Origin of the sequence: Pedobacter sp., from assembly GCF_037719805.1 — a bacterium.
Taxonomy (GTDB): Bacteria; Bacteroidota; Bacteroidia; order Sphingobacteriales; family Sphingobacteriaceae; genus Pedobacter.
In genome coordinates, this window is the sequence record NZ_JBBJLZ010000002.1 from 385,724 (window position 1) to 410,790 (window position 25,067).

General features: G+C 42.1%; 22 protein-coding genes. 8 read left to right on the forward strand and 14 right to left on the reverse strand.

Going from position 1 to position 25,067, the window contains the following annotated elements; all coding sequences use genetic code 11:
* Positions 1-93 precede the first annotated feature (93 nt).
* Entirely contained in the window at positions 94-1,089 is a 996-nt protein-coding gene (locus WKF66_RS06880) for a FecR family protein (RefSeq protein WP_489673686.1), read from the reverse strand.
* A 45-nt stretch (positions 1,090-1,134) separates the two neighbouring features.
* Complete coding sequence (locus WKF66_RS06885) at positions 1,135-1,728, reverse strand: RNA polymerase sigma factor (protein ID WP_489673687.1); 594 nt, start codon at positions 1,726-1,728, stop codon at positions 1,135-1,137.
* A 247-nt stretch (positions 1,729-1,975) separates the two neighbouring features.
* Here WKF66_RS06885 and WKF66_RS06890 point away from each other — a divergent pair, with 247 nt between their 5' ends.
* The 3 genes from WKF66_RS06890 (at position 1,976) to WKF66_RS06900 (ending at position 2,696) form a co-directional block, all read left to right on the forward strand.
* Positions 1,976-2,206, forward strand: coding sequence for a hypothetical protein (locus WKF66_RS06890; protein WP_489673688.1), 231 nt, complete (start codon positions 1,976-1,978; stop codon positions 2,204-2,206).
* 44 nt (positions 2,207-2,250) lie between these two features.
* On the forward strand, positions 2,251-2,409 hold the full coding sequence (locus tag WKF66_RS06895) for a hypothetical protein (protein WP_489673689.1): 159 nt from the start codon (positions 2,251-2,253) through the stop codon (positions 2,407-2,409).
* A gap of 65 nt (positions 2,410-2,474) precedes the next feature.
* Positions 2,475-2,696: a hypothetical protein gene (locus WKF66_RS06900; RefSeq protein ID WP_489673690.1), complete on the forward strand. Its 222-nt coding sequence runs from the start codon at positions 2,475-2,477 to the stop codon at positions 2,694-2,696.
* Between the two features lie 66 nt (positions 2,697-2,762).
* On the opposite strand, the gene WKF66_RS06905 is transcribed toward WKF66_RS06900, so the two are convergent.
* The 3 genes from WKF66_RS06905 to WKF66_RS06915 all read right to left on the reverse strand — a co-directional run bounded on the left by WKF66_RS06905 (position 2,763) and on the right by WKF66_RS06915 (position 5,619).
* Entirely contained in the window at positions 2,763-3,374 is a 612-nt protein-coding gene (locus WKF66_RS06905) for a GIN domain-containing protein (RefSeq protein ID WP_489673691.1), read from the reverse strand.
* Positions 3,375-3,558: 184 nt separating this feature from the next.
* A complete protein-coding gene (locus WKF66_RS06910; RefSeq protein WP_489673692.1) occupies positions 3,559-5,151 on the reverse strand; it encodes a L,D-transpeptidase family protein in 1,593 nt (530 codons plus the stop codon).
* Between the two features lie 6 nt (positions 5,152-5,157).
* The gene (locus WKF66_RS06915; RefSeq protein ID WP_489673693.1) at positions 5,158-5,619 is read right to left on the reverse strand and encodes a hypothetical protein; all 462 of its coding nucleotides are present in this window, start codon (positions 5,617-5,619) and stop codon (positions 5,158-5,160) included.
* Positions 5,620-5,757: 138 nt separating this feature from the next.
* Here WKF66_RS06915 and WKF66_RS06920 point away from each other — a divergent pair, with 138 nt between their 5' ends.
* Complete coding sequence (locus WKF66_RS06920; RefSeq protein ID WP_489673694.1) at positions 5,758-8,184, forward strand: GH92 family glycosyl hydrolase; 2,427 nt, start codon at positions 5,758-5,760, stop codon at positions 8,182-8,184.
* A 2-nt stretch (positions 8,185-8,186) separates the two neighbouring features.
* On the opposite strand, the gene WKF66_RS06925 is transcribed toward WKF66_RS06920, so the two are convergent.
* Positions 8,187-9,569, reverse strand: a complete 1,383-nt coding sequence (locus WKF66_RS06925; RefSeq protein ID WP_489673695.1) for a sugar porter family MFS transporter — start codon at positions 9,567-9,569, stop codon at positions 8,187-8,189.
* A gap of 10 nt (positions 9,570-9,579) precedes the next feature.
* On the reverse strand, positions 9,580-11,379 hold the full coding sequence (locus tag WKF66_RS06930) for a class I mannose-6-phosphate isomerase (RefSeq protein ID WP_489673696.1): 1,800 nt from the start codon (positions 11,377-11,379) through the stop codon (positions 9,580-9,582).
* Positions 11,380-11,515: 136 nt separating this feature from the next.
* Here WKF66_RS06930 and WKF66_RS06935 point away from each other — a divergent pair, with 136 nt between their 5' ends.
* Positions 11,516-12,247 carry a GntR family transcriptional regulator gene (locus tag WKF66_RS06935; RefSeq protein ID WP_489673697.1) on the forward strand — a complete coding sequence of 244 codons (732 nt, stop codon included), beginning with the start codon at positions 11,516-11,518 and terminating at the stop codon, positions 12,245-12,247.
* Here WKF66_RS06935 and WKF66_RS06940 read toward each other — a convergent pair whose 3' ends face one another.
* Positions 12,248-15,385, reverse strand: a complete 3,138-nt coding sequence (locus WKF66_RS06940; RefSeq protein WP_489673698.1) for a GH92 family glycosyl hydrolase — start codon at positions 15,383-15,385, stop codon at positions 12,248-12,250.
* Between the two features lie 11 nt (positions 15,386-15,396).
* Positions 15,397-16,656: a GH36-type glycosyl hydrolase domain-containing protein gene (locus WKF66_RS06945; RefSeq protein ID WP_489673699.1), complete on the reverse strand. Its 1,260-nt coding sequence runs from the start codon at positions 16,654-16,656 to the stop codon at positions 15,397-15,399.
* Positions 16,657-17,250: 594 nt separating this feature from the next.
* Here WKF66_RS06945 and WKF66_RS06950 point away from each other — a divergent pair.
* A complete protein-coding gene (locus WKF66_RS06950; RefSeq protein WP_489673700.1) occupies positions 17,251-17,673 on the forward strand; it encodes a DUF6266 family protein in 423 nt (140 codons plus the stop codon).
* A gap of 20 nt (positions 17,674-17,693) precedes the next feature.
* Positions 17,694-17,909, forward strand: a complete 216-nt coding sequence (locus WKF66_RS06955) for a hypothetical protein (protein ID WP_489673701.1) — start codon at positions 17,694-17,696, stop codon at positions 17,907-17,909.
* Between the two features lie 16 nt (positions 17,910-17,925).
* On the opposite strand, the gene WKF66_RS06960 is transcribed toward WKF66_RS06955, so the two are convergent.
* Together WKF66_RS06960 and WKF66_RS06965 are read right to left on the reverse strand one after the other, a co-directional pair.
* Positions 17,926-18,417, reverse strand: a complete 492-nt coding sequence (locus WKF66_RS06960; protein ID WP_489673702.1) for a metallophosphoesterase family protein — start codon at positions 18,415-18,417, stop codon at positions 17,926-17,928.
* A 249-nt stretch (positions 18,418-18,666) separates the two neighbouring features.
* Complete coding sequence (locus WKF66_RS06965) at positions 18,667-19,380, reverse strand: tRNA1(Val) (adenine(37)-N6)-methyltransferase (RefSeq protein ID WP_489673703.1); 714 nt, start codon at positions 19,378-19,380, stop codon at positions 18,667-18,669.
* A gap of 101 nt (positions 19,381-19,481) precedes the next feature.
* Between WKF66_RS06965 and purL the strand changes: the two genes are divergently transcribed.
* Positions 19,482-23,165 (forward strand): phosphoribosylformylglycinamidine synthase, encoded by a 3,684-nt coding sequence (gene purL / locus WKF66_RS06970; protein ID WP_489673704.1) that lies wholly within the window; start codon positions 19,482-19,484, stop codon positions 23,163-23,165.
* Here purL and WKF66_RS06975 read toward each other — a convergent pair.
* The 3 genes from WKF66_RS06975 to WKF66_RS06985 are packed head-to-tail and all read right to left on the reverse strand — an operon-like array spanning position 23,119 to position 25,056.
* On the reverse strand, positions 23,119-23,877 hold the full coding sequence (locus WKF66_RS06975) for a family 43 glycosylhydrolase (protein ID WP_489673705.1): 759 nt from the start codon (positions 23,875-23,877) through the stop codon (positions 23,119-23,121). The two genes, purL and WKF66_RS06975, sit on opposite strands and share 47 nt — an antisense overlap.
* Positions 23,878-23,900: 23 nt before the next feature.
* Entirely contained in the window at positions 23,901-24,116 is a 216-nt protein-coding gene (locus WKF66_RS06980; protein WP_489673706.1) for a hypothetical protein, read from the reverse strand.
* A 37-nt stretch (positions 24,117-24,153) separates the two neighbouring features.
* Positions 24,154-25,056 carry an energy transducer TonB gene (locus WKF66_RS06985; protein WP_489673707.1) on the reverse strand — a complete coding sequence of 301 codons (903 nt, stop codon included), beginning with the start codon at positions 25,054-25,056 and terminating at the stop codon, positions 24,154-24,156.
* Positions 25,057-25,067: the final 11 nt, after the last annotated feature.

Consider the following 25,067-nt stretch of genomic DNA (forward strand, 5'->3'; position numbering starts at 1 on the left):
CTATGATTGATTGAATCAGATCAAACTACTATAGTTTGATCGGGCCGGGAGTGGGTAAACACTTTCGGCTTTTTTAAAAATTGTCTTTCTAACTCATCTGGAAGGGTTTAAGGTTAACATTTGATCAGTTAATTGGTAGTTCATCCCTGTTTCAAGCACAAGCTGCCGAAGCACAGTGTTTAAGTCTTGATGGCGAAGTGTAAGGGTATATACTTGTTCATTATGACCAGTTCCGCTAGTCACCTTAACGTTAATTTTATATTGCCTCGAAAGCTCCTGGCCTATCTGAGAAAGGGTAAGCGCGTCCATATAGATTGAACGGTTTAAGCGCCAGTTACCAATAACGGAAACGTTTGTAGTAGAAATCTGTGCCCTACCTGATTTAGCGTCAACGTTAAGCACCTGATCTTTGATTAGCTGTTCGGCTAAATTTTTACTCTTCTTGCCGTTTCTGAAGTCCACTTTTACCTTTCCGGTGGCAACGGCAATTTTGTAAGCAGACATCTCAGGGTAAGACCTGATATTGAATGACGTACCTAACACCGTAGTTGTAATTTGGCCTGTGGTAATAGAGAAAGGCTTTGAAGGATCACGTTTGACCTGAAAGAAAGCCTCTCCAAACTCCAATCTTAAAGTTCTCATTGAAACAGCATTGAAATCTGATCTAAGTTGAATCTTTGTATCTGAATTCATCCAAATCTGGGTGCCATCTGAAAGTATTATTTGTTTAACCTCCCCTTTCGAGGTCTGGTAGGGCTTCCAGGTATATTTCTCTTTTGACTTATTTTGAAGCGAACTATTAAGTAATAATCCTCCCGTTGTAAGAACAGATAGCATGCAAGCTATACTTAGCCACTTTACCAGAAAATTACTTTTTCTAAGTGATTTCTGGCGGATTACATTGCTAATGTTTTCAAATATTTTCTCTTTGGTTGACGAAAGAACTAGTTTACGATCAACAGGGTCTTTAAGTTCATCTTGGATTTGAATGTCAAACCAATCGTCAATTAATTGTTTTTCATCTTTATTGAGCCGGCCCAATTGATAGTCCCTGAAATATTCTTTTAAAGACCTCTTGTTTACTTTCATCTACCTAATAGCGAATGAAAGCAGAAAAAGTACTTTATCTCAACATTACCTTTGTGTTAAATCTATAAGCAGAATCAACAGTAGTGCTGGATAACCTGTCGAGGTTCGGTTCAATCGCTTACGCAACCTTCGCAGGGCCTCTGAAATATTGTTTTTTACCGTTTGTTCCGATAAGGTCAACTCTCTGGATATTTTACGAATGGATTTGTCTTCATACCTACTGAGAACAAAGCATTGCCTCATATTATTAGGCATGCTCACGAGTTCGCTGTCAATTACATGTTGCAGCTCTCCAGCAATTAATTGTTCATCCGGATAGGTTACCCGATGAAGATTAGCTAGTAAAACTTCGTCCCCTGCGAGCCGTATTTTGTTTTTACGAAAGAGGCTAATCACCTCATTTTTCGCAACGCTGACCAGGTAAGGAAAAATTGAGGATCCTACCACCAAAGTGTCTCTTTTGCTCCATATTTCGATAAATGCATTCTGAAGTACATCCTTCGTCTGGTCATCGTCTGCCAGAAGTTTATATACGCTATTGTACAAAGCTTCCCAGTGCCGATTAAACAGAGATTGAAAAGCAAGTTCATCGCCCGATTGCATGGCATGGAAAAGTTCTTGGTCTGTTTTGTTGCTCATGATGCTAGTCGCAACAAAATTACCGCACCTATATTAAGCTACCGTTAACCTTTTCAGAAATTATAATGAATAACTCAATATTAAGCGGCACTGGTATTGCCAGGTCAAACTATGTTCCGTTAAAAAACACATCTACCCTTATATCATGTGTTAACCAATGGCTTTAAGGTTAACAACAAGATAACATCTTCGCCACTTTATATTGATGGAAACCGACTTCCTTTGCACTACATAACAGCTTCTCTACATGGATACAAAGAAAATTGCTATAAGCCCTGACCTTCAGATTTTCATTAACAAGTTTGAGCCGAATAAATTCAAGCTCATGGCTAAAGGAATAGAAATAAGGGGAATTATTGATATGCATAGAAACATTCGTCAGGCGCAAGATCTGATTGAAAGATTGGAGCTTAATCTGGTTGTCGCTCACCACGCCGAAATGCTTACTTATGGCGGCTTCGAAGTCAACAACAGATAAATATTGTTATATTACCTTCTTGCTAATCATTTCATAAAAACACTATGGAAATAAACTATTGGATTTTAATTCCATTTATCCTTCTCGTCATTATCTTATTAGCTTGGCTTATCAAGAGAAACGTGAAAGATGAAAAGAAATTTGAGAAAGAAGCCAACCAGTCTGAGGCTAAGCCAGAAAAACACGAAGACAATAAGATTTAAGGGGATTCGCTGCCCAATGACGGCCTTTTGACTAAAGCGTCAAACAAGTTCTGTACTTTTGCAGCATGCATTCATCCTATGTCATCTATGAATTGCTCATCAGGCTGAAAGAATTAGATCCGGCTATTGGGGAATACCTGTCGTATAAAAAAATCAGAGCTGGCATCGCCGTGCAAACTACTACCGGTGTTTTGGAAATACCAGACGCTATCCTTGACCTGCAGTTTCATAATCCTGCAGCAATTGTTTATTCAGACCTTATAGAACTGCAGTCTTCTTTCCAGTAGACCGGAAATAGTAAATAAGAACAGCTGCCCTAAGGGCAGCTGCAACTCAACTAAAAACTAACCTTTCTATTTTGCTAACGCCATTGCAGTTTGTCCTGCCTTCATGATGGCTTCAGAAGCATAAGATTCTGATCTTAAACTTGCAAAGTTACGCAGCTTCACATTTTTCATGTTGATAGCAACCATAGTGCTTTTGTCTGCAGTACCGTTTAGTTTAAGTACTGCTTTATCGTTAACAACAGTATATAAACTGCCTACTGTAGTTTTGATGTTTGCAGTAGCGCTTTGATTTAGAAACAACTGGAGGTTCGACACATCAAAGTTGTTGCTGGTAATCACCACTGATTGTCCGTACGCTTCTACCCTTTGCAAGTCTTTTACGGTAATGTTAAGGGTTACCTGGCTAGACTCCATGGAATTGATAAACAATGTTTGTCCTTTGCTCAATACTGAAGTTTTAGTCGAGTCATAGTTGCTGGTGCCGACTACGCTTTGGTTATCACCTTGTGTCAATACGATCTTTACGTTTCCGCTCACCCAGATTTTGTTAAAGCCTTCTGCTGAATAAGTTGTCGTCTTTGCTGCAACAGGTTCGGTTGCGAAAGTTGTCATTGCTGATGAAGTGATTACTACTGCTGTTAATGCTGCTGCGAATAATGTTTTGGTAAGATTTTTCATGTATTTAGATTTTAAGATTTTGTTTCGTTTTCTGTTATTAAGACGCAGTCATCACAGAAACGTTGCAAGCAAAAACCTGGTAATATACCAGCATGAGTAACCCTTAGACGAACGCCCGTAATTTCTCGACGAACGGGAGCCACCGCTGTTATTATAAAAAAAGCAAATTCTAAGCAGTTTGATTTTAATAGTTTCCTTCTCCTGAAATGATAGTTGCGGCTAGCTTGGGATCAAGCCCATAGATGTCCTTTCTAAAATTCAGCTTATTTTCACGGTCTATAAAAGCGGTCAGGTAGACGATGAACACAGGGACTTTTTGGTCTAGAGAAGTATATTTTTCCCTTCCAGACTGCATTGCTCTTTCAATGCTTTCATCGTTCCATTGTGGCTTGTCCTTTAACAGGAAGGCCGCTAACTTCTCAGGTTGCTCAACACGTATACAGCCATGACTAAAAGCTCTGTCAGACTCATTAAATAGCGACTTCCGGGGTGTATCATGCAGGTAGATACTGTAGCTATTAGGAAATAGAAACTTCACTTGTCCCAGAGCATTTGAAATACCGGGCTTCTGCCTTACTATTGGCAGTCCGTTTCGCCGACCTGTAATCTCCATGTTATGTTTACCCAGGTATTTGGAATCTCTCTTTATACCAGGAAGGATTTCTTGTTTTACAATAGACTCCGGAACGTTCCAATACGGACTGAAAACTACCTGATTAATTTCACCATAGAACAAAGTGGTTGGATTTGCGACTTTGCCTACAACCGCATTAGAACTCCACAAGAGGCTATCGTTGTTGTAAACGTGCATTTGAAATTCTGGAATATTTACAGCTACATAGTCACCCGTTGCGGTAACTGGAAGCCACCTGTTTCTTTCCATGTTCACCAGGATCTGTTGAATTCTCGTTTTAAGCGGTGTATTTAACTCAAATAGTGTTGCTTTGTCAATTTTGCCATTGGGATTTAGGCCGTGTCTTTTCTGAAAGCGTACCAGTGCTAAATTGAGTTCATTGTCAGGTAAACTATCTAAAAGCTTTGCCGAATAATCTTCTAATAGAAATAACCTTTTCTTTACCTGGCTAATTGTGAAGGCGGTATTAGACGACTTCGCGTTCGTATTTGAAAGGATCTTTACCCAAACGTTCCGACTATCAAGGTCTCTATACTTTCCCAAACTTGCCTTAAGCAATTCATACTGTCTGTATACAGGTTCCCTGTTTGCAGTAGAAGCAGAACCTGAAGATTGAATCAGGCTATCCAAATACAGTTCATAGGCTACTTTCTTTCTCGGTAGAAGCCAGTTGTTGTCGGTACTTACGAAGGTATCCATACCTTCCCAGACCAAACTAGAGAACACAAAATATTCAGCTGTTAACAGGAGTTCGAGCTTGATATTTAGCGCAACACTAATATTCTTTTCCAGCACCAGTGAATCCAGTAAATCTGTATAAGTAAGCTTTTTATATACACCATCCGCCTTTAAATTCAGTAGCCTGTTCCTCAAAGCGCCGGCTTGTTCAATTAACTTTCCATCTTGAAACCAGGCAAAGTTGTAATCTCTTTTTCGGTAGAATGTTCGTAGTTCATCTTCGTAGCGCTTCAGTTTAGGAAATGAGCGCATAAATACACTGACCTGTGTACTGTCGAACTTTGCTTTGACCTGTAATGGCGGGCTTTTAAGAGTGGTACGATATAGCGTTTGCGCAGTGGCATTAAAAACAAAAGAATTTAGGATAAAGAGTAAACAACCCGTTTTGAAGAGACAGCTTTTCATGATGAATTAGAGAAGGGGATAACGCTTAACCCTTAATGGTTTTCTGGCTACAAGCAGTGTGTCAACTGATCGCTGATGTTTGGATAGCTTAAACAACTCATTTTTAAGCACCGTTTCTGCTAGCATTATTGAATTAATCTCCAAAACAATGGCAGCATCCTCTTCTATAAATTCTATTTTTATCTCCACATCGTTTCCTTGTAGCAGCTGTGAAAGTTGAGACTTTCGGGATTCCAATAGCGTCTTAAGATGTGTCCGGCGATTCTTGATGCAGTTCATGCTCGAGGTGATCATCTCTAGTTTCAAAAGATGCTCTCTTTCAACACCAGTGGAAAGAATCTGATTAAATAGCTTTTTGAAGAAACGCATCTCATCTTGCAGATACAAGAGGTCTGATAGCCATTCCTTATTTTCAAGATAAAGTTCTTGAAGCTCAGCTGACAGTGTTGAATCGATTACTTTTTTCATAACCTTTTTGTTTATACCCAAAGGTTATTAAAAGATGATCTGAATTATATGACGGTCATCAGGGTTTCAATTGATGATAGTCATTATCCACCACTGGTAAAAACAAGAACGTAATAAATAAACAGATTACACGACGCTATGCCAATACATAAATTATCGATATGTTTGTACATACCGAATTATAAACTGCTCATCTTTCTGATTATGTACAAACATAGGTTTCTCCCAATTGCATTGATTCTATTTGCATTTGCATCTTGTAAAACACTTAAACAAGACGATGTACTTCGATTTGTAAATCCCAATATCGGCACAGCGCACAGCAGGTGGTTCTTTTATACGCCAGCTGCACTGCCTCACGGTATGGCCAAACTTGCCCCATCAACGAACGCGCACTATGGTAACCCTTCAGGTTGGGAAGCAGTAGGGTATGATACAAGACACAATTCTATTGAAGGATTTGTACATTTTCATGAATGGCAAATCGGTGGTGTTTCCGTAATGCCAACAACAGGTCCGTTAAAAGTCAGGCCTGGGGAACTGGAAAAGCCAGGAATCGGCTATAGGTCGTCGTTTGACAGAAAGAATGAGATCGCTCAACCGGGTTATTATAAAGTTCTTTTGGATGACTACAATATTACGGCAGAGCTTACCGCTACGGAAAGAGTTGGAATCCATCGTTACACTTTCCCGCAAAATCAACAATCTAGAATCATCCTGGACATCGGTAATAAGCAAGGTGAAAGTTCGGACGTGACCGACGCTTCAATAGAGATGGTCGACCCAACACATTTTAAAGGATTTGTAGTCACCTACCCTAAATACATCCAACAATACGATGCTAAAGGGAAAATAGCCATGTACTTCTATGGAGAGCTTAGCAAAACGCCGAAAAGTGTGGGCGCTTTTGATGCAAAGCAGGCGTACGAGAATACCAGAGCCATAAAGGGTAAAGGCGCTGGTTTGTTTCTGGAGTATGCGACTGCTGCGAATGAGACGGTTGAAATGAAGATAGGGCTGTCTTACACCTCAACTGACAATGCAAAGATCAACCTTCAGACAGAAGCCTCGAATTTAACTTTCGAGCAAGCAAAAGACAAAGCGCAGCAGATCTGGCGAAAAGAGCTCAGTAAGATCACTGTTACGGATACCAATAAACAGAATAAGACTAAATTCTATACTGGTCTTTATCACGCCCTACTAGGCAGAGGCATTGCAAGTGATGTGAATGGCTACTTTCCAAAGTTTGGGAAGGACTCAGTTGGAAGATTACCCCTGAATGCAAACGGCAAACCAAACTATAACTTCTATAATACAGATGCAATTTGGGGAGCATTTTGGAACCTGACACAGCTCTGGGCCCTATCCTACCCAGACCGGTATAAGGACTATGTACAAACGCAGCTAGAGGTATACAAAAATAGGGGTTGGTTCGGTGATGGCATCTCAAATGGACAGTTTACATCTGGAGTTGGAACAAACTTCGTTGGACTGGCAATTGTTGGAGCGTATAATTCCGGGATACGGGATTATGATGTTGAGCTTGCTTACAAGGCGATCAAAGCCAATGAAGTTGATGGAGCCAACAGGCCTGTTGGCTCAGGAAAGCTTGATGTTGAAGCCTTCATGAAATATGGGTATGTTCCTTTTCTTAATGAAAACACAACAAATCCAAGTGGATCTCAATTTTCTGCCTCACATACTATGGAATACAGCTATAGCGCCTTTGCCGCCGGACAGATGGCAAAGGCATTGGGTAAAATAGATGACTATAACCTATTCAAAGAAAAATCTAATGGCTGGCAGCTACTGTTCAATCCGAAGAATAAGCTCATACAGCCTAAAATCGCAAATGGTTCATTCATCGATAAGTTTGACCCGCTTCAGCCTTGGCGTGGTTTCCAGGAAGGAAACGCGGTTCAATATACTTTCTATGTGCCTCACAATCCTGCTGGCTTGATCAGTAAAATAGGCAAAGATGAATTCAACAACAGACTGGACGACATTTTTAGTACTGCACAAAAGAACGGCTTTGGCGGTGGTAAAGAGATTGACGCGTTTGCAGGCATAAAATCAAACTATAACCATGGGAATCAACCAAACCTGCATGTGAGCTGGTTATTCAACTTCTCCGGAAAACCTTGGCTTACTCAAAAATGGGTACGTGCGATTTGTGATGAATTTTATGGAACTGACCCTATTCATGGCTATGGCTATGGACAGGATGAAGATCAAGGTCAACTCGGGTCCTGGTACGTAATGGCTGCTATGGGCCTGTTTGACGTCAAAGGTTTGACTGACCTAAGGCCGATAATCGAATTAGGTAGCCCTGTATTTAAAGATATTGCCATTACACTTGGTAACGGGAAGAAGCTAAATATTTCTGCTATCGGTAATTCAGCAGAGAATATTTATATCCAGTCTGCCAGCTTTAACGGGAAGCAATTGGATAACTGCTGGTTATTTAGGGATGAACTGATGCAAGGTGGTAACTTGGAATTCAAAATGGGCGCACAGCCAAATGTGAATTGGGGAGTAAATGTACCTCCCCCTTCCACACAATAGCTTTATTTGTCTAGCCAGAACTTCTCTATCTCTTCCAAAGATTTACCCTTGGTCTCTGGGAGTAATTTGTACACTGTTATAAACGCAATCATACAGAAAAACCCGAAGACCCAGAAAGTGACGGCAGACCCAGCTTCACGGAGTAAAACCGGTGTTAGCTGACCCATTATGGTATCGGCTACCCACATCACCATGATGCTTACACCCATTGCTTTGCCTCTGATTTTAGTAGGAAAGATCTCAGAAGCCACTACGAATTTCAAGGGTCCAATAGAGAATGCAAAACAGGCTAGAAATAGTGTCATGCTTATGATTAGAAATATGCTGGTAGTCATCCCTAAATAAAAAAATACTCCTGTGATTACCAGACTGATAGTTGCGCCCAGCGTTCCGACAATGTAAAGCGGTCTTCTACCCCAGTCGTCAACTTTCCAGATGGCAATGAAAGTGAATACAAGATTGGCAACGCCGAATATGATTTGACCAAGGAAGGAGTTACTCAGCGCGATACCTGCATCATTCAATATAGATGGTCCGTAGTAAATGATAGCGTTTATCCCGCTCAACTGAGAAAATAACGGTAGTAAAATCCCTAAAAGTAAGGCTTTACGTAACCGTGGACTAAAAAGCTCTTTGTAGCTTCCGGAGTCATTGTCTTCCAGGCCACTTCCAGCTTGATTAACCGGAACTTCTTCATTATTGTTTATCTTCTTCAAAATGAGAAGTCCTTCTGAAACCTGGCCTTTTCTCATTAACCACCTTGGACTTTCGGGAACGAAGAACAACCCAATAAGAAACAATATTGCAAGAATGGTTCCGATGCTAAACATTCCACGCCACACTTCTGAAACGTATACGAGGTCAAATAAGGAAGTAGTAACGGAACCAATTGACGACTCAGAATGGCTTAATAATAATGAATTAGTGATGTAGGCCAGCAAAATACCGACAGTTATAGCAAGCTGGTAACAAGTCACTAACCTACCTCTGATACTAGCAGGGGCAATTTCAGATAGATATAAAGGGACAACTATGGAAGCGATACCGACGCCAACACCACCAATTAAACGAAAAGTGATTAACCAGGTTAATGAATGGACCAATGCGCAACCAACCGCAGAGATCAGGAATAAGAAGGCTGAAAAGAATAAGAGTTTCTTACGCCCCAACCTGTCGCTTAAGTCGCCGGAGAAAGCAACTCCAACGATGCAACCTACTAATGCGGAAGAGACAAACCATCCTTCCTGAAGCGCAGTCAGGTCGAACTGTTTTCTGACAAAGGGCAATACGCCGGAAATGACGGCCATGTCAAAGCCGAAAAGCAGGCCGCCGAGGGATGCAACTACGGTGATTAACCCGAGGTAAAATCGATAAGATGTGTTCATACTTATATAATTATAATTTGGTTTCTTCTTTAATAAAGGCTTTAATCACTTTGGCGGACGTTTGACCTCGATTTATCAATTTGTAATGTTTAGTAGCCGCAGGGATCACGAAGGTTTCCGCATAGGCGAATGTTCCGGCAGATTGTCCGTTAAGTTCCAGTTCCACGTATTCACCTTCAACAAGCATCATCACATGGCAGGAATCTTCAGTGTTTACATCAACACTGGTAACAAAATCGAGTCTGTGCACATCATAGAAATGTTCTCTGTGTGTCGGTAAATGAATGAGTGCCCAGTCTTCGCCTTTCTCTAACACTACAGGATGCGCAATGTGCTCCGACGGAACGACCTCCCCTTTCCTTTCAAAACGAAGATTGTTGAACGCATGATTGATATTAATAGGCCTTGGGTTGCCGTTAAGATCGAGTGACAACCAGTCATACATTTTAAAAGTAAATATATAGGGCGTAGCACTGATCTCCAGTACCATATTGTTTACGCCGGAACTGTGAACGGTACCATTAGGAATAAGAAACAGATCATGTTTATGAGCTGGAAATGCCTGTATAAAGCGCTCCACTTCTATTTCTTCATTATTAGCTGCACTATTTTCCAGCACTTTACGGAACTCGACTGGCTCTATATCTTCCTGAAAACCCAGATAGACCTTTGCTCCTGGTTTGCAGTCCAAAATGTAATAAGTTTCATCCTGAGTGATGTGCTCTCCGAAATTATCTTTGATATATTCCTTTGATGGATGGCATTGAATGGACAAGTTACCTCCGTCAAAGGTATCAAGGAAATCAAATCTTATTGGAAAATAGGGCCCAAAAAGCTCCGCATGCTTACCAATTACAGCGGCATATTGATAGCGCATCAGGAAATCAAAAGATACTTCCAATAGATTGTCATCGCTTTCAAAAATGAGCCCGTTCTCCGGTGTGATCAGCTCGAAAGACCAGGCGTAGTTGACCTCGGCGTTGTTCAAACCGCCTACATTTTCCTTCATCCACTGTCCGCCCCAGGATCCTTTCTCGAACCATGGACGCACACGAAACACAGTTTTTGACATTGCTGCAAAGCCTTCCAACAAACTTTCCTTCAAACACCAGGTTACATTGTCATTCCACTGGCCATCTGCGATTATCGCAATCTTTGTTAACATTCCGTTGCGGTGTTGATCTGCAACAACCCAGTCTACAAAGTAGAAACGCTTATACATAGCAGGACCGGCCTCCGTCTGCGATTTTCCAATATTCATTACAGAACCCGCACGCATTCGGTATTGAATTTCATTTTTAGGGATATCAAAATAGACTACCGGAGCATCCCATCCGCAAATTGCGGCACCTAAGCCTATGAAAATATTGATCTGGCAGGCTGGATCTGTTTGTACCTTTGCAAGCTCGCTATTGAAGAAATTTTCCAATTGTAAGTCCGTCTTTGTACCCCAAACACTTTCGGTTGCACCTAAATATGGTTTAACAAGCAGATCCAGCTCGGTTTCTGTTTTCAGATAATCGGCGGATAGCTGCCAGTTTACGCTATATCCAAGCGCTTTCAATTTTGAATCAATCTGCTGTTGTACGGTATCAAAAAATACCCCTACATAACCATCAATAATTACTGTCTCTTGTTCAATGATCCAGGCGACAAGGCTATTGTAACCATTAAAAACCTTTCCATCGCCTAAGGCATGACTAGGAATATGGTCGTAGCGGTGATGTTTTTTAGCTTCAAGGCTGCGCTGTGCAGGCAAAAGGGGCTGGGAACTTTCTCTCCAGGGAGTATCTATATTTGGGTTCGTCATGTAAAATATGGTATATTCAAATATAAGTATATGTATCAACATACCAAACGATATACGATGATATTGTACACACATAACTAATTATACTGAAGCTTAATTTTATTTATATTGCGGCCTCCTAACAGCCACATAAGCTATGAAAATCACACTTAATCATAAAAGCTCAGTCCCCCTTCACATTCAGGCGGAAGAGCTTTTGCGTAAAATGATCAAGGATCCACAATATCAAAACGGTAAATTGCTGCCAAATGAAGTGGAGCTAGCGTTACAGCTGGGTATCTCGAGAACTACATTGCGACAAGCGCTCAATAAACTGGTTTATGATGGCTTATTGATTCGGAAAAAAGGCGTAGGCACTAAGATCGCTGACGCTACGATTAGCTCAAAATCGGTGAACTGGCTGAGCTTTTCTCAGGAAATGAAAGCGCGGGGGATCCCCATCAAGAACTTTGAATTGCATGTAAGTTGGGTGTATCCGGAAGAGAAAATTGCTCAGTTCTTTAACATAAAATCTAATGAAAAGATACTAAAGTTGGAAAGACTAAGAGGGCGCGTAGAAGGTCCGTTTGTTTATTTTGTATCTTATTTCCATCCTCAAACTGGCCTCACCGGAGAAGAAGATTTTAAACGACCACTTTATGATATTTTAGAAAAGGATTATAATGTGATCACAGAGCTTTCTAAAGAGGAAATAAGTGCTAAATCTGCTGATAAATTTATTGCAGGGAAACTCGAAACAGAAGTTGGCAGTCCGATTCTATTCCGCAAACGCTATGTATTCGATCAGACAAGTAAGCCAATAGAATACAATTTAGGGTATTACAAAGCAGATAGTTTCATCTACACTGTAGAGAGTCGGAGAGCTTAGCTAAAATACTCCCCAGGCTTCATTCGGCTTTGACCCCATGATGAGCTTCAACGATCCACCTTTCAGCAGTTCTGAAGCTGGAAACTTAAATGAGTTCAAAGGCTTGCCGTTTAAAGTAGCACTTTGAATGTATTTGTTAGCTCTTGATACATTCTTTGCTTCAATAGTAAAAGATCTTCCCCTTCCATACTGGTTCCCAAGGTCGATAGTCACTTTTGAGAAAATAGGACTTCCAAGCTCATACACAGGTTCCGTACTACAACCACCGTCTGTTTGGAACAAACCTAAAGAAGCCATCACAAACCAGGCACTCATTTGTCCCTGATCCTCATCACCCAGATAGGCGTTTGCCAAATCATAACCGTAATACCGGTCGATTATGGCGCGACTCCATTTCTGCGTTAGCCATGGCTTTTTAACCCAATTAAACAAGAAAGCAAAGTGCATCGACTGCTGATTCCCTTGTATTACCGGGTAATCCCAATACTGGTCGCCTGGTGCATTGAAACGCAACCTGTTGCTTTCGCCAAATCCCCAGGATAATCTTTCCACGAACCTATCTGTCCCAATGTGCTTTGCTAACCCGGAAACATCCTGTGGCACAAAATAGGTAAGCTGCCAGGCATTTCCCTCAACGTAATGCTCGTTTGCGCCTGATTTGAACGGATCAAAATCAGGGAACCAGCTGCCATCAGATTTCTTAAGCTTAGCGTATCCGGATTCCTGGTCTATAGCATTCTTCCAATACGCTGATCTCAATGTAAACTCGGAAGCTTGCTGTGTTTTTCCAAGTGACTTTGCAAATTGAGCAACCGTCCAATCATCATATGCATACTCCAGTGTATTGGAGAAACGTCCTTTGTCATACGGAACATACTTGTATTTTAAATATGCTTCCAGATCCCTGTTGCCGGCAAAACCAAGTCCGACCTTTTGCGCAGGTGTGGTTTGCATCTTATAAACAGCGCTAAATGCTTTATCCGCATCGAAATCACGGATCCCCATTTGATAAGCACCTACAATTAAAGGGATCTCATGCTCAGCAACCATTACCGGTACGTAGTTCATACCCGCCGGTCCTTTCGCCAGCCAGCCATTTGCATCATACATCGCAAGCTGAGATTTGACCCATTTGGACGACCATTCGGGTGTGATCAGGTTCCAAAACTGATTTAGATTCCAGAAGGTATTCCAGAAAGCGTCACAACCCAGCGCCAGGGCTTCCGGGTCTTTCAATTGCTGGATCTTCTGTGTCGCATCTACCCACTTGCCGTCAACGTCACTCCAGGTATTGCGACTAGCTAAACCTCGGTACATATTGCTATAGAACCTGATCTTTTCGCGACGATCGTTAGCGCTGATCTGGACGCGGCCAATCAACTTGTTCCAGGAATCTCGCTGGGCGTCCCTTACTTTGTCGAAGCTCCAACCGAAAGGCCTGGTTACTTCTTTATCCAGGTTTTGCGCAGCACCAGCTACACTGACCAGTGAAATTCCCGTACGCATTTGAACGACTTGATTTTTTCGGGTATCAAACTCTACAAATGCACCAGCGTCCTTCACAGCACCAGTTTCTATCAAATCTTTATCCCCTACATCCTCGTTGATCCAAGAGCCAAACTTTTTAATTGGCTGGTCAAACTCGATCACAAAATGTACGGTATAATCCTGATTGACATCGCCTGACCATGCATTAGGAGTAAATTGTCTACTGAAGCCTTCAATCCTGTAATCGCTTACTTTTTTGAGGCTGACATTTTTTAGCGAATAATTATACTCGGCAGGAATCTGCAGATCAATCATTATTCTTGAGTCCACTGCTTTTGGGTAAGTATACCGTTGGAAACCGCATCGTGTAGTGGCCGTAAGTTCTGCTTTAATGTTATATTTCTTAAGCATAACTTTATAATATCCTAAAGGTGGTTCCTCTGTAGTTTTATCTATCTCAGAGCGGTAGCCGTCATCAGCAATCCGCTCGTCGCCCCCTTTAATCTTTAACGGCCCGTTTGCTGGAAGCGTCCCTAACCCTGCCATAGTCCACTCATGGATGTGACTGAATACCCCAACGCTTTCAAAAGTAGGATCATAACCACTTTGCCAACCAGAGTTCTGGTTATCGGGACTTAGTTTCACCATACTGAATGGCATCCATGGTCCAGGTGCGATCATCCACCTGGAATGCGCTGTACCCATTTTAGTATCTACATAATCAGCTGGTGTATTCTCTTTAAATGGCGATCGTGTAACGATACCACGTTCCAGGAGTATGCCGCCGCTAAAGATCTCATATTTGCTGTTTAACTTTGTGCGAACAGCCGGCATTGGTACTTCAAACTGATACCTGGCACTGTCTAACCGTTCTTTAAAAATCTGCTTTCCATCAAGCTTCACAGTAATTACAGGTTTACCAGATAAATGTTGAACATCTGTAAGCAACGGCTGATAACGCTTCCCATCTAACTGAATTTCGTAGCTGGCCGCAGCTACGTTGCGTAGGAAAGCAGTGGTATTAGTGGTCAGTTCTACTATCTTCGGACCGATCAGTTTAAGTTGATCGAAGACCATCCATGAGCCGTCGAGTGTAGTTAACGAGACCTCGTTTCCGCCTTCCCTTAACTGATTGGCTTTTAGCGGAATTTCCCAAACAAACTCTTGAGCACCTTTAAGATCACCAGTAACGGAATTGTCAAGGCTGTGCTTCGGCAGTTGTTTTACGTAGCTCTTACCGTTAATGCTTACCTTAAATAAAGGTGGTGTGACCGACTGGTAACCAAGGAGATCGATTACCAATTTATAATTCCCTTCAACCGGTTTGTTCTTTAAACCGAATAAGACGTTCGCATGATGAGTTCTTAATCCCGAGGTCGGTCCCGTTCCTCCCCAGCCATCATCAGGTCCGGGCAATACATAAGCAAAGTCGGTTTTTGCTTTAGAATAGCCGATTAAGAAGAAACGATCTTCCCAGCCAAAGTCCTGATCCAGAAACTTTGCATAGCCAGCGGGGGCCAGGGCCATCTCTTCACTTTTATTGTCTGACTTACCAATTTCCCAGATCACCTGTGACTGTACCCTCGACACTCCCGTACTAAAGATGATGAGGATCGCCAACCCGATTGACTTAAGTAACTTACCTGACATATTTCAATGAATTATTTGTTTTTTAACGCTGCAGCATTAAGCTGAGTAATTGCAGTCCAAAGTACACCCGCCTCGCCCTTGAAGCTCGAAGAACCCTGAGGTCGGTTATCTGGAGTATACCATTCGTAAAACCCTTTGTTCTTAATCACCCGATCTAACATAGGGGAAAGCGCCGCTCTTGCTTCAGTGAGGTAACCATGTCTAATGAGTTCAGAAATCATCCGACCACCAAACCAAGTCCAGTCACCGCCGTTCTGATAAGAATAAGGTCCCATGCCGCCGTTTTTAAAGGTTCCTGCGGGATACACTGGATACAATGTCAACCCAATTGTAGCCGCTTTAGCCTTTGAAACATTGTCTTCCATTTTTAAATAAGCTTCCTTTACCTGTTTCTTGGTAAGGATACCGGCTTCTATTGCAATAGTTGTTCCCCCGTGATAGTAAATCTCTTCTTCATCAAATGTATTTGGGAATGGCGAACCACTCAAGTAAATATGCGGTCTGAACTTTTGCCTTTTCTGATCCCAGAGGTACTTTCTTATGTTTGCCTTAAGATCGGCACCTGTTTTAGTCCAGTATTTCCGGTCTTGACTGGACAGTTCTGCGAATTCAAGGAAGTTATTAATGGCAATGACAAACATGGCATTATCGTAGATGTCAATCGCCTTGTGGGTATCCGCATTAAGTTCAACTCCCCAATCATGCTCGGGTTGGACGTCTCCCCAATCGGAGGTAGTCGCTCCCCAGATCAATCCATATTTGCTTTCAAAACGGTCTTTTAACAAGAACTTCATTGCTCCTTCTAACTGTTTTTGCACTGAATTACCTCCTACTGTGTCTTTCAAAATTGCTTTGTCTCCAGTAATCTTTATGTATTTGGACACCGCCTGAAGGAGTGATGACTCCTGGTCTTTCTCCACAGTATTTTTATGTCCAATGTATTCGGGAGCCAAGGGTGATTTGTAGTAATTGTAGCCTACGCTGGTATTGGTAGACGGGATGTAACCATCAAGGATGCTGCCGTCCGACTGTTGAAATTTAAGGAAGGTGAGTAGGTATTTCTTGACGGTAGCCTTGTCATTAACCATCGAGGAAACATTGATGAAAGTATTGAAATCCCTGATCCAAACTTCGCCATACCCATCACCGGCAGTGAAACCTTTTTTAATGAGGTCCTCTGCCATTTGCTTTACTACATTGGCTTTAGTTAGTAATGAATCTTCTCTGGATTGGAAAGCGTTAACGTTGCTTGCGTATGTTGTAAAAAACATCAGAAGAAGTAGATGGCTAAGGGAGACCTTCATTTTATATTTGGCTAGTCTGACAGACAATTTGTTAACAAGCGTGAAGCATGTACATTCATAGTTACACAAAATTTGTTTAAATCCTGGGCTTGTAACTGTAAATCGTTAATCCTCCTGGATTTGTTTCGGTTCGCACCTACCAGTTATGTGTACAGGTAACCGTTTTAAGTGTACACATAAGTATTAAGTGTACAGATAATCATTTTATGTGTATAGATAATCAGTTTAAGTGTACACATAACTCATTTTAACTGTAAAAGATAGAAATCGATGAATAACATAATGTAGGTTCGTTTCAGCGATAAGATAACGCCGCTCCAAATCATGATAAATTTTACTCCATACAATACCATTCCTTCGCTTAACACAGATCTACGTTGCAGTTCATTACTAGTTTATCAGGCTATGTCTTGGCTCCGTGTAAGCTTTGTCCTACCTATGTGTAAGCTAGCGCGTGGACCATAGCAATTACATTAAAATCACACAACAACCAAGTACTTAAAGAACTTCGGTACAAAGCTCATATTAACTAGAATATTCAATTTTAAACACAGATTTGCGATGGCAAAGATCAAACAAGGCATATTCGGGCCTTTAACAGGAAAGTTGGGCGCACTAATAGGCTCCAGCTGGATGGGAATTCCTTATCTAAAAAAGGCACAGAAATATGTTAAAAACCCAATACGAAGTGTCGCTCAAAAGGCAAATAATCAAAAATTTGCTTATGTAAACGAATGGCTCGTTCCTTTTCATCCATACATTGCCACTGGATTTCAAGCGCTTGCAGTCAGAAAGACTACTATGGCAGCGGCACTCTCAAGTGTCTATAACACTGTCTTTACAGGAACGATGCCCGACCTGGACATTGATTATTCGGAAATGCAGATCAGCTCCGGCTCCTTAGCGGGACTGACCAACGTAGTCCTATCATACATTGATAGTCAAACAATAATATCTTATGGGACGACAATTCGGGCCCATTAACACATTTCAATGATCAGGTGATGCTCGCAGTTTATAGCGAGCAACTTAAGTCGACGGATGGTTTTATCGGAAACGTCAATCGCTCAAAAAAGGAACACCGGTTCTCTATGAGTGAGCAAATGATAGGTAAACCATTGCATGCGTACATTGCTGTAGTGTCTTTTAACCGGAAGAAAGCTTCCGGTACGACTTACCTTGGCCTGATACCACCATATCAGATTGAAGGACCGACTTAGGACCTGGCTTCCGGTTTTAGCGATTACCGATCTCTATTACTTGAAAATCTTGGATTTTGCCCTCAGAAATAGAGAATTTGACAAGTGTTTTAACGCGATGCCAGCCTGAGTTTCCGGCTGCACCAGGATTAATGTGCAGGCAATCTATTTTTTTATCGAACATTACTTTTAAAATGTGAGAGTGCCCGGTAATAAACAGCTTAGGAGGATTGGAAAGGATTTCCTTTTTGACTTCTAAGCTGTATCTTCCAGGATAGCCGCCGATATGGGTTATCCAAACATCGAGCCCCTCGATGGTAAAACGAAGATGCTCAGGAAACTCTTGTCTGATGACCTGGTCGTCGATATTTCCGTATACCCCACGCAAGGGCTTGAAAGCCTTTAGTGGCTCGGCAACACCGGGTCCGAAATCACCGGCATGCCAGACTTCATCACAGTCAGCGAAGTGCTTGAATACGGCGTCATCGAGGTAGCTGTGAGTATCGGAAATTAGGCCTATTTTAACCATTAGTTTTTTGTTGGTGTAGGGTTTAGGGTTAGGGTGTTGTTATTGGTGTTGGTGGTGTGGTGTGTTTTTGGTGTTGGTGGTGTGGTGTGTTTTTGTTGTTAAACGTGCGTCATCCCGGTGAAGACCGGGACCGCGGACTGGGTGGCATCGCCATGCCGAGGTCCTGATACCGGCCTGCGCCGGCATGACGAATTCAGGAAGACCGGTTAAGCCGAACAGCGACAACAGCCTAACAACATGCCAACCTACTCAAAACGCCAAAAAGAACTCCCGTAACAAATATCTGTACGCCTGCGTGTGCACTCCTTCCGATTCGTAAATATATAACGTTTCTTCTTTCAAATCTTCTACCTGTTTACCTAAACAAATTACTTTTCTAATCAAAGGCTTGTTTACATCCGAATGAATATAAACTACCCGATTCAGATGAAGTCCATGGGCAACGGCTAAACCTATTACTACATCTGCTTGCTTCACTGGCAATATCAACCAGAGCAAGCCGTTGACAGAAAGCAGTTTCGAAGATTTAGAAACCAACACTTCAAAAAAACTATCCGCAGCATGACGTGCAAGGCTTTTCCTTGACTCTAAACTCTTTAAATCATTGGTAAAGAACGGGGGATTTGAGACGATTAAATCATATGAAACAGAAGACTGATAAGATGCAATATCACCAGAAACTACAGCTACGCGATCAGCAAAAGTAGAGTTTAAAAAGTTTACTCCGGCTGCCTTTGCAGCGGAGTTGTCTATCTCAACCGCATCTATAATCGCAGTCTTAAACCGCTGTGCAAGCATCATCGCAATGACCCCAGTCCCGGTTCCTATATCCAAGGCCCTAAATAGCGAAGCAGAAGAAGGAAACTCACTTATAGCGCCTAGAATAACGCCGTCCGTATTGATCCTCATAGCGCAACCTTGCTGGTCAACCTGAAATTCTTTAAACTTAAAAAGGTTGCCCATACTTTTAGTAGTTGCCCAAAGTTAAAAAAGCAGGAGATATTAGCATCGATCCTCCCCCTTTTAAATTTTTAAAGCTAAATTTGCATCTTCAAAAAATAAACATGATTTATTTCTTCTCAAGCCCAACAAAGACGGTTTTCGCATTACAGACAGCAGAAAACATTTCCCCAACAGACATCACAAAACTAGAATGGCTCTTTGGCGGCGCAAAACTTCAACAAGAAACAACCTTAAATAGCGTTTACGTAGGTCCACGTGCAGCCATGATCACTCCATGGAGTACCAATGCAGTCGAGATCACTCAAAACATGGACATTAAAGGCATCATCAGAATTGAAGAGTTTACAGTAGCGGAGGAAGGTCATTCCGACTTCGATCCTATGTTGTCTCAGAAGTATGAAGAACTGAATCAAGATATATATACGATTAACATAAAGCCCGAACCTATATTACCCATCACAGATATCGCGGCCTACAATAAACAAGAAGGTCTTTCCTTAAGTGCAGAAGAAGTTGAATACCTGGAAACACTTGCTAAAAGGTTAGAAAGACCGCTGACAGATTCAGAAGTCTTTGGCTTCTCGCAAGTTAATTCTGAACATTGTCGCCATAAGATCTTTAACGGGAAGTTCGTTATAGATGGCGTGGAGCAACCTAGCTCACTTTTCAAGTTAATCAGGAAAACATCTGAGACGCATCCTAATGACATCGTCTCGGCCTATAAAGACAATGTGGCTTTCGTTAAAGGGCCAACTGTTCAACAATTCGCACCAAAACGTGCAGATATTCCTGACTATTATACCGTCAGCGACTTCGAATCTGTTATTTCAATTAAAGCAGAAACTCATAATTTCCCTACCACTGTAGAACCTTTCAATGGCGCTGCAACAGGTGCGGGTGGTGAGATCAGAGATAGATTGGCAGGTGGACAGGGTTCTTTGCCCCTTGCAGGAACGGCTGTTTACATGACGGCATTGTCTCGTCTGGAAGATGATCGCCCATGGGAAAAAGCGGTGGAGGAAAGACAATGGTTGTATCAGACACCGATGGATATCCTGATCAAAGCTTCCAACGGAGCAACAGATTTTGGTAACAAATTCGGTCAGCCGCTAATTACCGGCTCGGTATTAACCTTTGAACATGAAGAACATTCCCGTAAGCTTGGATTTGATAAGGTGATCATGCTTGCTGGCGGCGTAGGTTACGGCAAAGCAAGTCAGGCCATTAAAAAGAAACCTGCTGAGGGTGACAAAATCGTTATCCTTGGTGGCGAAAACTACAGAATAGGTATGGGTGGTGCGGCGGTGTCGTCAGCTGATACTGGCCAATTAGGTAGCGGCATCGAATTAAATGCCGTTCAAAGATCTAACCCTGAAATGCAGAAACGTGCTGCCAATGCAGTTCGTGGTATGGTTGAAAGCGAACAAAATAGCATTATTTCCATTCACGACCATGGTGCAGGTGGCCATTTAAACTGCCTTTCAGAACTGGTAGAAGAAACAGGTGGCTTAATTGACCTTGATAGGTTACCGGTCGGAGATCCTACCCTATCCTCAAAAGAGATCATCGGTAATGAATCACAAGAGCGAATGGGCTTAGTGATTGGGCAGAAAGATATAGAAACACTTCAAAAGATAGCAGACCGTGAACGTTCGCCAATGTACACTGTTGGTACCGTGACCGGCGACCATCGCTTTACGTTCAAATCTGAATCTACAGGTGCTAAACCGATGGATCTGGAGCTAAAAGACATGTTCGGGAGTTCACCGAAAGTGGTAATGGAAGATAAAGCTATTGAGAGAAAATATCAGGAGATCACTTATGAAGCTGATCTTTTTCAAACCTACCTGGAGCAAGTTCTACAGCTTGAAGCTGTTGCTTCAAAGGACTGGTTAACCAATAAAGTTGACCGCTGCGTTGGTGGTCGCGTTGCGAAACAGCAATGCGCTGGCCCATTGCAACTACCTTTAAATAATTGTGGAGTAATGGCTTTGGATTTTCAGGGTAAAGAAGGCATCGCTACTTCTATCGGTCATGCGCCAATATCTGCGTTGATTGATGCCGCAGCAGGAAGTCGCATTGCAATAGCAGAATCACTTTCTAACCTTGTATGGGCACCGCTTAAGGATGGCTTAAAAAGCGTTTCTTTATCAGCCAACTGGATGTGGGCATGTAAAAACGAAGGAGAAGATGCAAGGTTGTACGACGCTGTTAAAGCCTGTTCAGATTTCGCTATCGGTCTTGGAATTAACATTCCTACCGGGAAGGATTCGCTCTCCATGAAGCAAAAATACAAGGATGATCAGGTTATCGCTCCCGGAACGGTGATTATTTCGGCAGCTGGTAATTGTGACGATATTACTAAAGTTGTTGAGCCAGTATTGCAAAAAGATGGTGGTTCAATTTACTACATCAACCTATCTAACGATAATTATAAGCTTGGTGGCTCTTCTTTCGGACAGATCCTAAACAAGATTGGTACAAAAACCCCTGATGTTAAAGATGTTGATCAATTAATAACCACTTTTAACACCATTCAACAATTAATAAAAGACGAAAAGATCCAGGCAGGTCATGACATAGGCTCAGGCGGTTTGATTACTACCTTACTTGAATTGTGCTTTGCTGATCTAGACCTTGGCGCAGACCTTGACCTTACTTCATTAGATGAAGAGGATAATATCAAACTGTTATTTTCAGAGAACGTAGGGATTGTATTTCAAGCTTCGACAGAAGTAGAATCTGTTTTATCAGACCATTTAATCAAGGCTTATAAAATTGGTGAAGTAACATCAAACGCAACCTTGACCATTAAGAATGGCGCCGCAGATACTTTGAGCCTTGATATCAATCACCTACGTGACGTTTGGTATAAGACCTCATACTTACTTGACAGAAAACAGAGCGGTCCTTTGAAAGCTAAAGAGCGCTATGATAATTACAAAAATCAGCCTTTAATATATAACTTTCCAAGCCATTTTGACGGACTAAAACCTGTTATTGACGCGACTAAACCTCGTCCTAAAGCAGCTATCATTCGTGAAAAGGGAAGTAACTCAGAAAGGGAATTGGCAAATGCGATGTACCTGGCTGGTTTTGATGTGAAGGACGTACACATGACCGATTTGATCTCCGGTAGAGAAACGCTGGAAGATATTCAATTTATAGGTGCTGTAGGCGGATTTTCCAATTCAGATGTATTGGGCTCTGCAAAAGGTTGGGCAGGTGCCTTCCTTTACAACGAAAAGGCAAAAGTTGCTTTAGAAAACTTCTTTGCCCGTCCGGATACGCTTTCAGTAGGGGTTTGTAACGGCTGTCAGCTCTTTGTGGAACTGGGGCTTATTAATAAAGACCATACTGAGAAACCTAAGATGCTGCACAATGAAAGTCATAAGCATGAGAGCGTTTTCAGTTCTTTAACCGTAGCAGAAAACAACTCAGTAATGCTTTCTTCCTTAGCAGGTAGCACATTAGGTGTCTGGGTTTCCCATGGCGAAGGTCGTTTCCAACTGCCTTACTCAGAAGAACAGTACCGCATTGTCGCCAAATATGCGTATGAAAGCTACCCTGCCAGCCCTAATGGTTCGGATTACAACACGGCGATGATGTGTGATGAAAGTGGTCGTCACCTGGTAATGATGCCTCACATTGAGCGTTCTTTATTCCAATGGAATTGGGCTAATTATCCAAAAGGACGTAAAGATCAGGTTTCTCCATGGATGGAGGCTTTCGTGAATGCTAGGGTTTGGGTGGAGCGTCAACATACTTCCACTCTCCAGTCTTAACATTTATTGTCCAGGGCTTCGGCTCTGGAAGCAATAACTTACCGTCACCGATTTCAAGGGGCATCCAAAGGTATCGTGAATCCCATTGGGAAGCCGGCTTCCATTGATCGCCCATGAATATAACGGTCGTCTTTTTTGTCCCCACTATTTTAAGCAGCATGGTAGACTGTGACCCGTAAGTTTTGGCTTCTATAGGTGCGATGTTTTTAAACGGAGCCCAGGGCCCACTAAGTGTCGGCGCAGTAGAGTATTCATTAGGATTTGGATCCCAACCTGTTAAATGCGAGCCTATTGAGTAGTACATGCCGCCATAATTAACAATCGCACCACCTTCCATGAATGCTTTTACCAACGTCATTTCCTTTTCCACATTCATATAGTCTTCCGATAAGCTTGCGATATGAAAACCGTTTGGCCGATCTTCGAAGATCAAATAAGGTGTACCATTATCATCGATAAACTGACCGATATCCCGACTCTGCTCGCCCAATGGGCGGAAACTTTTCACATACGTAAACTGCCCATCCGCTTTATCACTCACAGCGATGCCTACCCTTGCCAATTTATATTTTTTATCATCCAGGTGAAAATACATCACGTACTTTTTGGTCTTCTTATTAAAAAAGACCTTTGGCCGCTCCAGCACCCATCCCTCACCTAATTGCTCGGGATCAGCCATCTTCACCACGTGGCCTCTAAACTTCCAGTTCATTAAGTCTTTGGAAGAATAACAGCTTACATACCGGAAACCTTATCCAGCCCCTGCCTCCGCTCCTCACCATACCAAAAAAAAGTATCTTTCATCCTGATGATCCCACCACCATGCGCCTGAACATGATTTCCCTTGTTATCTGGCCAGACTCCGCCTGGAACGATGACTTTGTTTTGAGCGATCAACGATGAAGTGCTAATTAAGAAAAAAAGGCTGAGGTATAAGGATCTGAATGTCATCTATTAAAGATAGGGATTTGTCTCGATTTACCTATTCCTACAATCCAATAGCAAAAGTGATAGGCATATTGAACCTGACACGAACTGATTTACCGTTCTGTCTGCCCGGTGTCCATTTGGGAGACTTTTTAATTACCCTTGATGCTTCTTCATCCATTCCGTAGCCAACCCCTTTCATCACCTTCACATCACTAATAGAACCATCACGTTCGATCACAAAGGAAATAAAAACCTTGCCCTGCTTTTCCTGATCAATTGCGGCAGCGGGATACCTTAGGTTTCGTTGAATAAATTTATACCAGGCTTTCATGCCTCCTTCGAACTCTGGCAAAGCTTCAATACCTATCACATCATAAATCTCCTCACCGGTACCTGTTCCTTCTGAAGCATTTGTCCCTACTCCTGTACCATTTCCAGCACCTTCTAAAGGTGCAGTACCCAGATCCGTCTCAACGCCTGACTGAGTAACAGTGCTTACGGCGGCATGGTCCATCTCCTCAATTGTAGGCGGAGAAAAGGGAGGCGCATCTGCGACTGGTGTTGGTCTTGACATCGGCTTTACCGTTTTAATCTTTTCCTTGATCGGATCTGCCTTGGGAAGTTCAAGCTTTTCATTGATCTTAGGCTGCTCAACTTTGGCCGGCAATACGATATCTACAATTTTGTCATCGCTGATTGTATTGACAACAACCTCTTCTTTGTTGAATAAGGAATAGATCTTGGGACCTGTGAAAGCAAGAATAAAAATAGCAGAGCCTATAAACAATGCAAGCATAGTTGTTCGTGCAGATTCTGAGCGAAGTGCATATGCACCATACGATTGGTTTCGACTTTTGAAGACGAGGTTAAGCCACTCCGCCTTGTACAAATTTGATGAGGTGTTTAGCATGATTTTAAGTATTGGTTCACTGATAGGATGAATCCATACTATGCTTTCCATAACATTTTTAA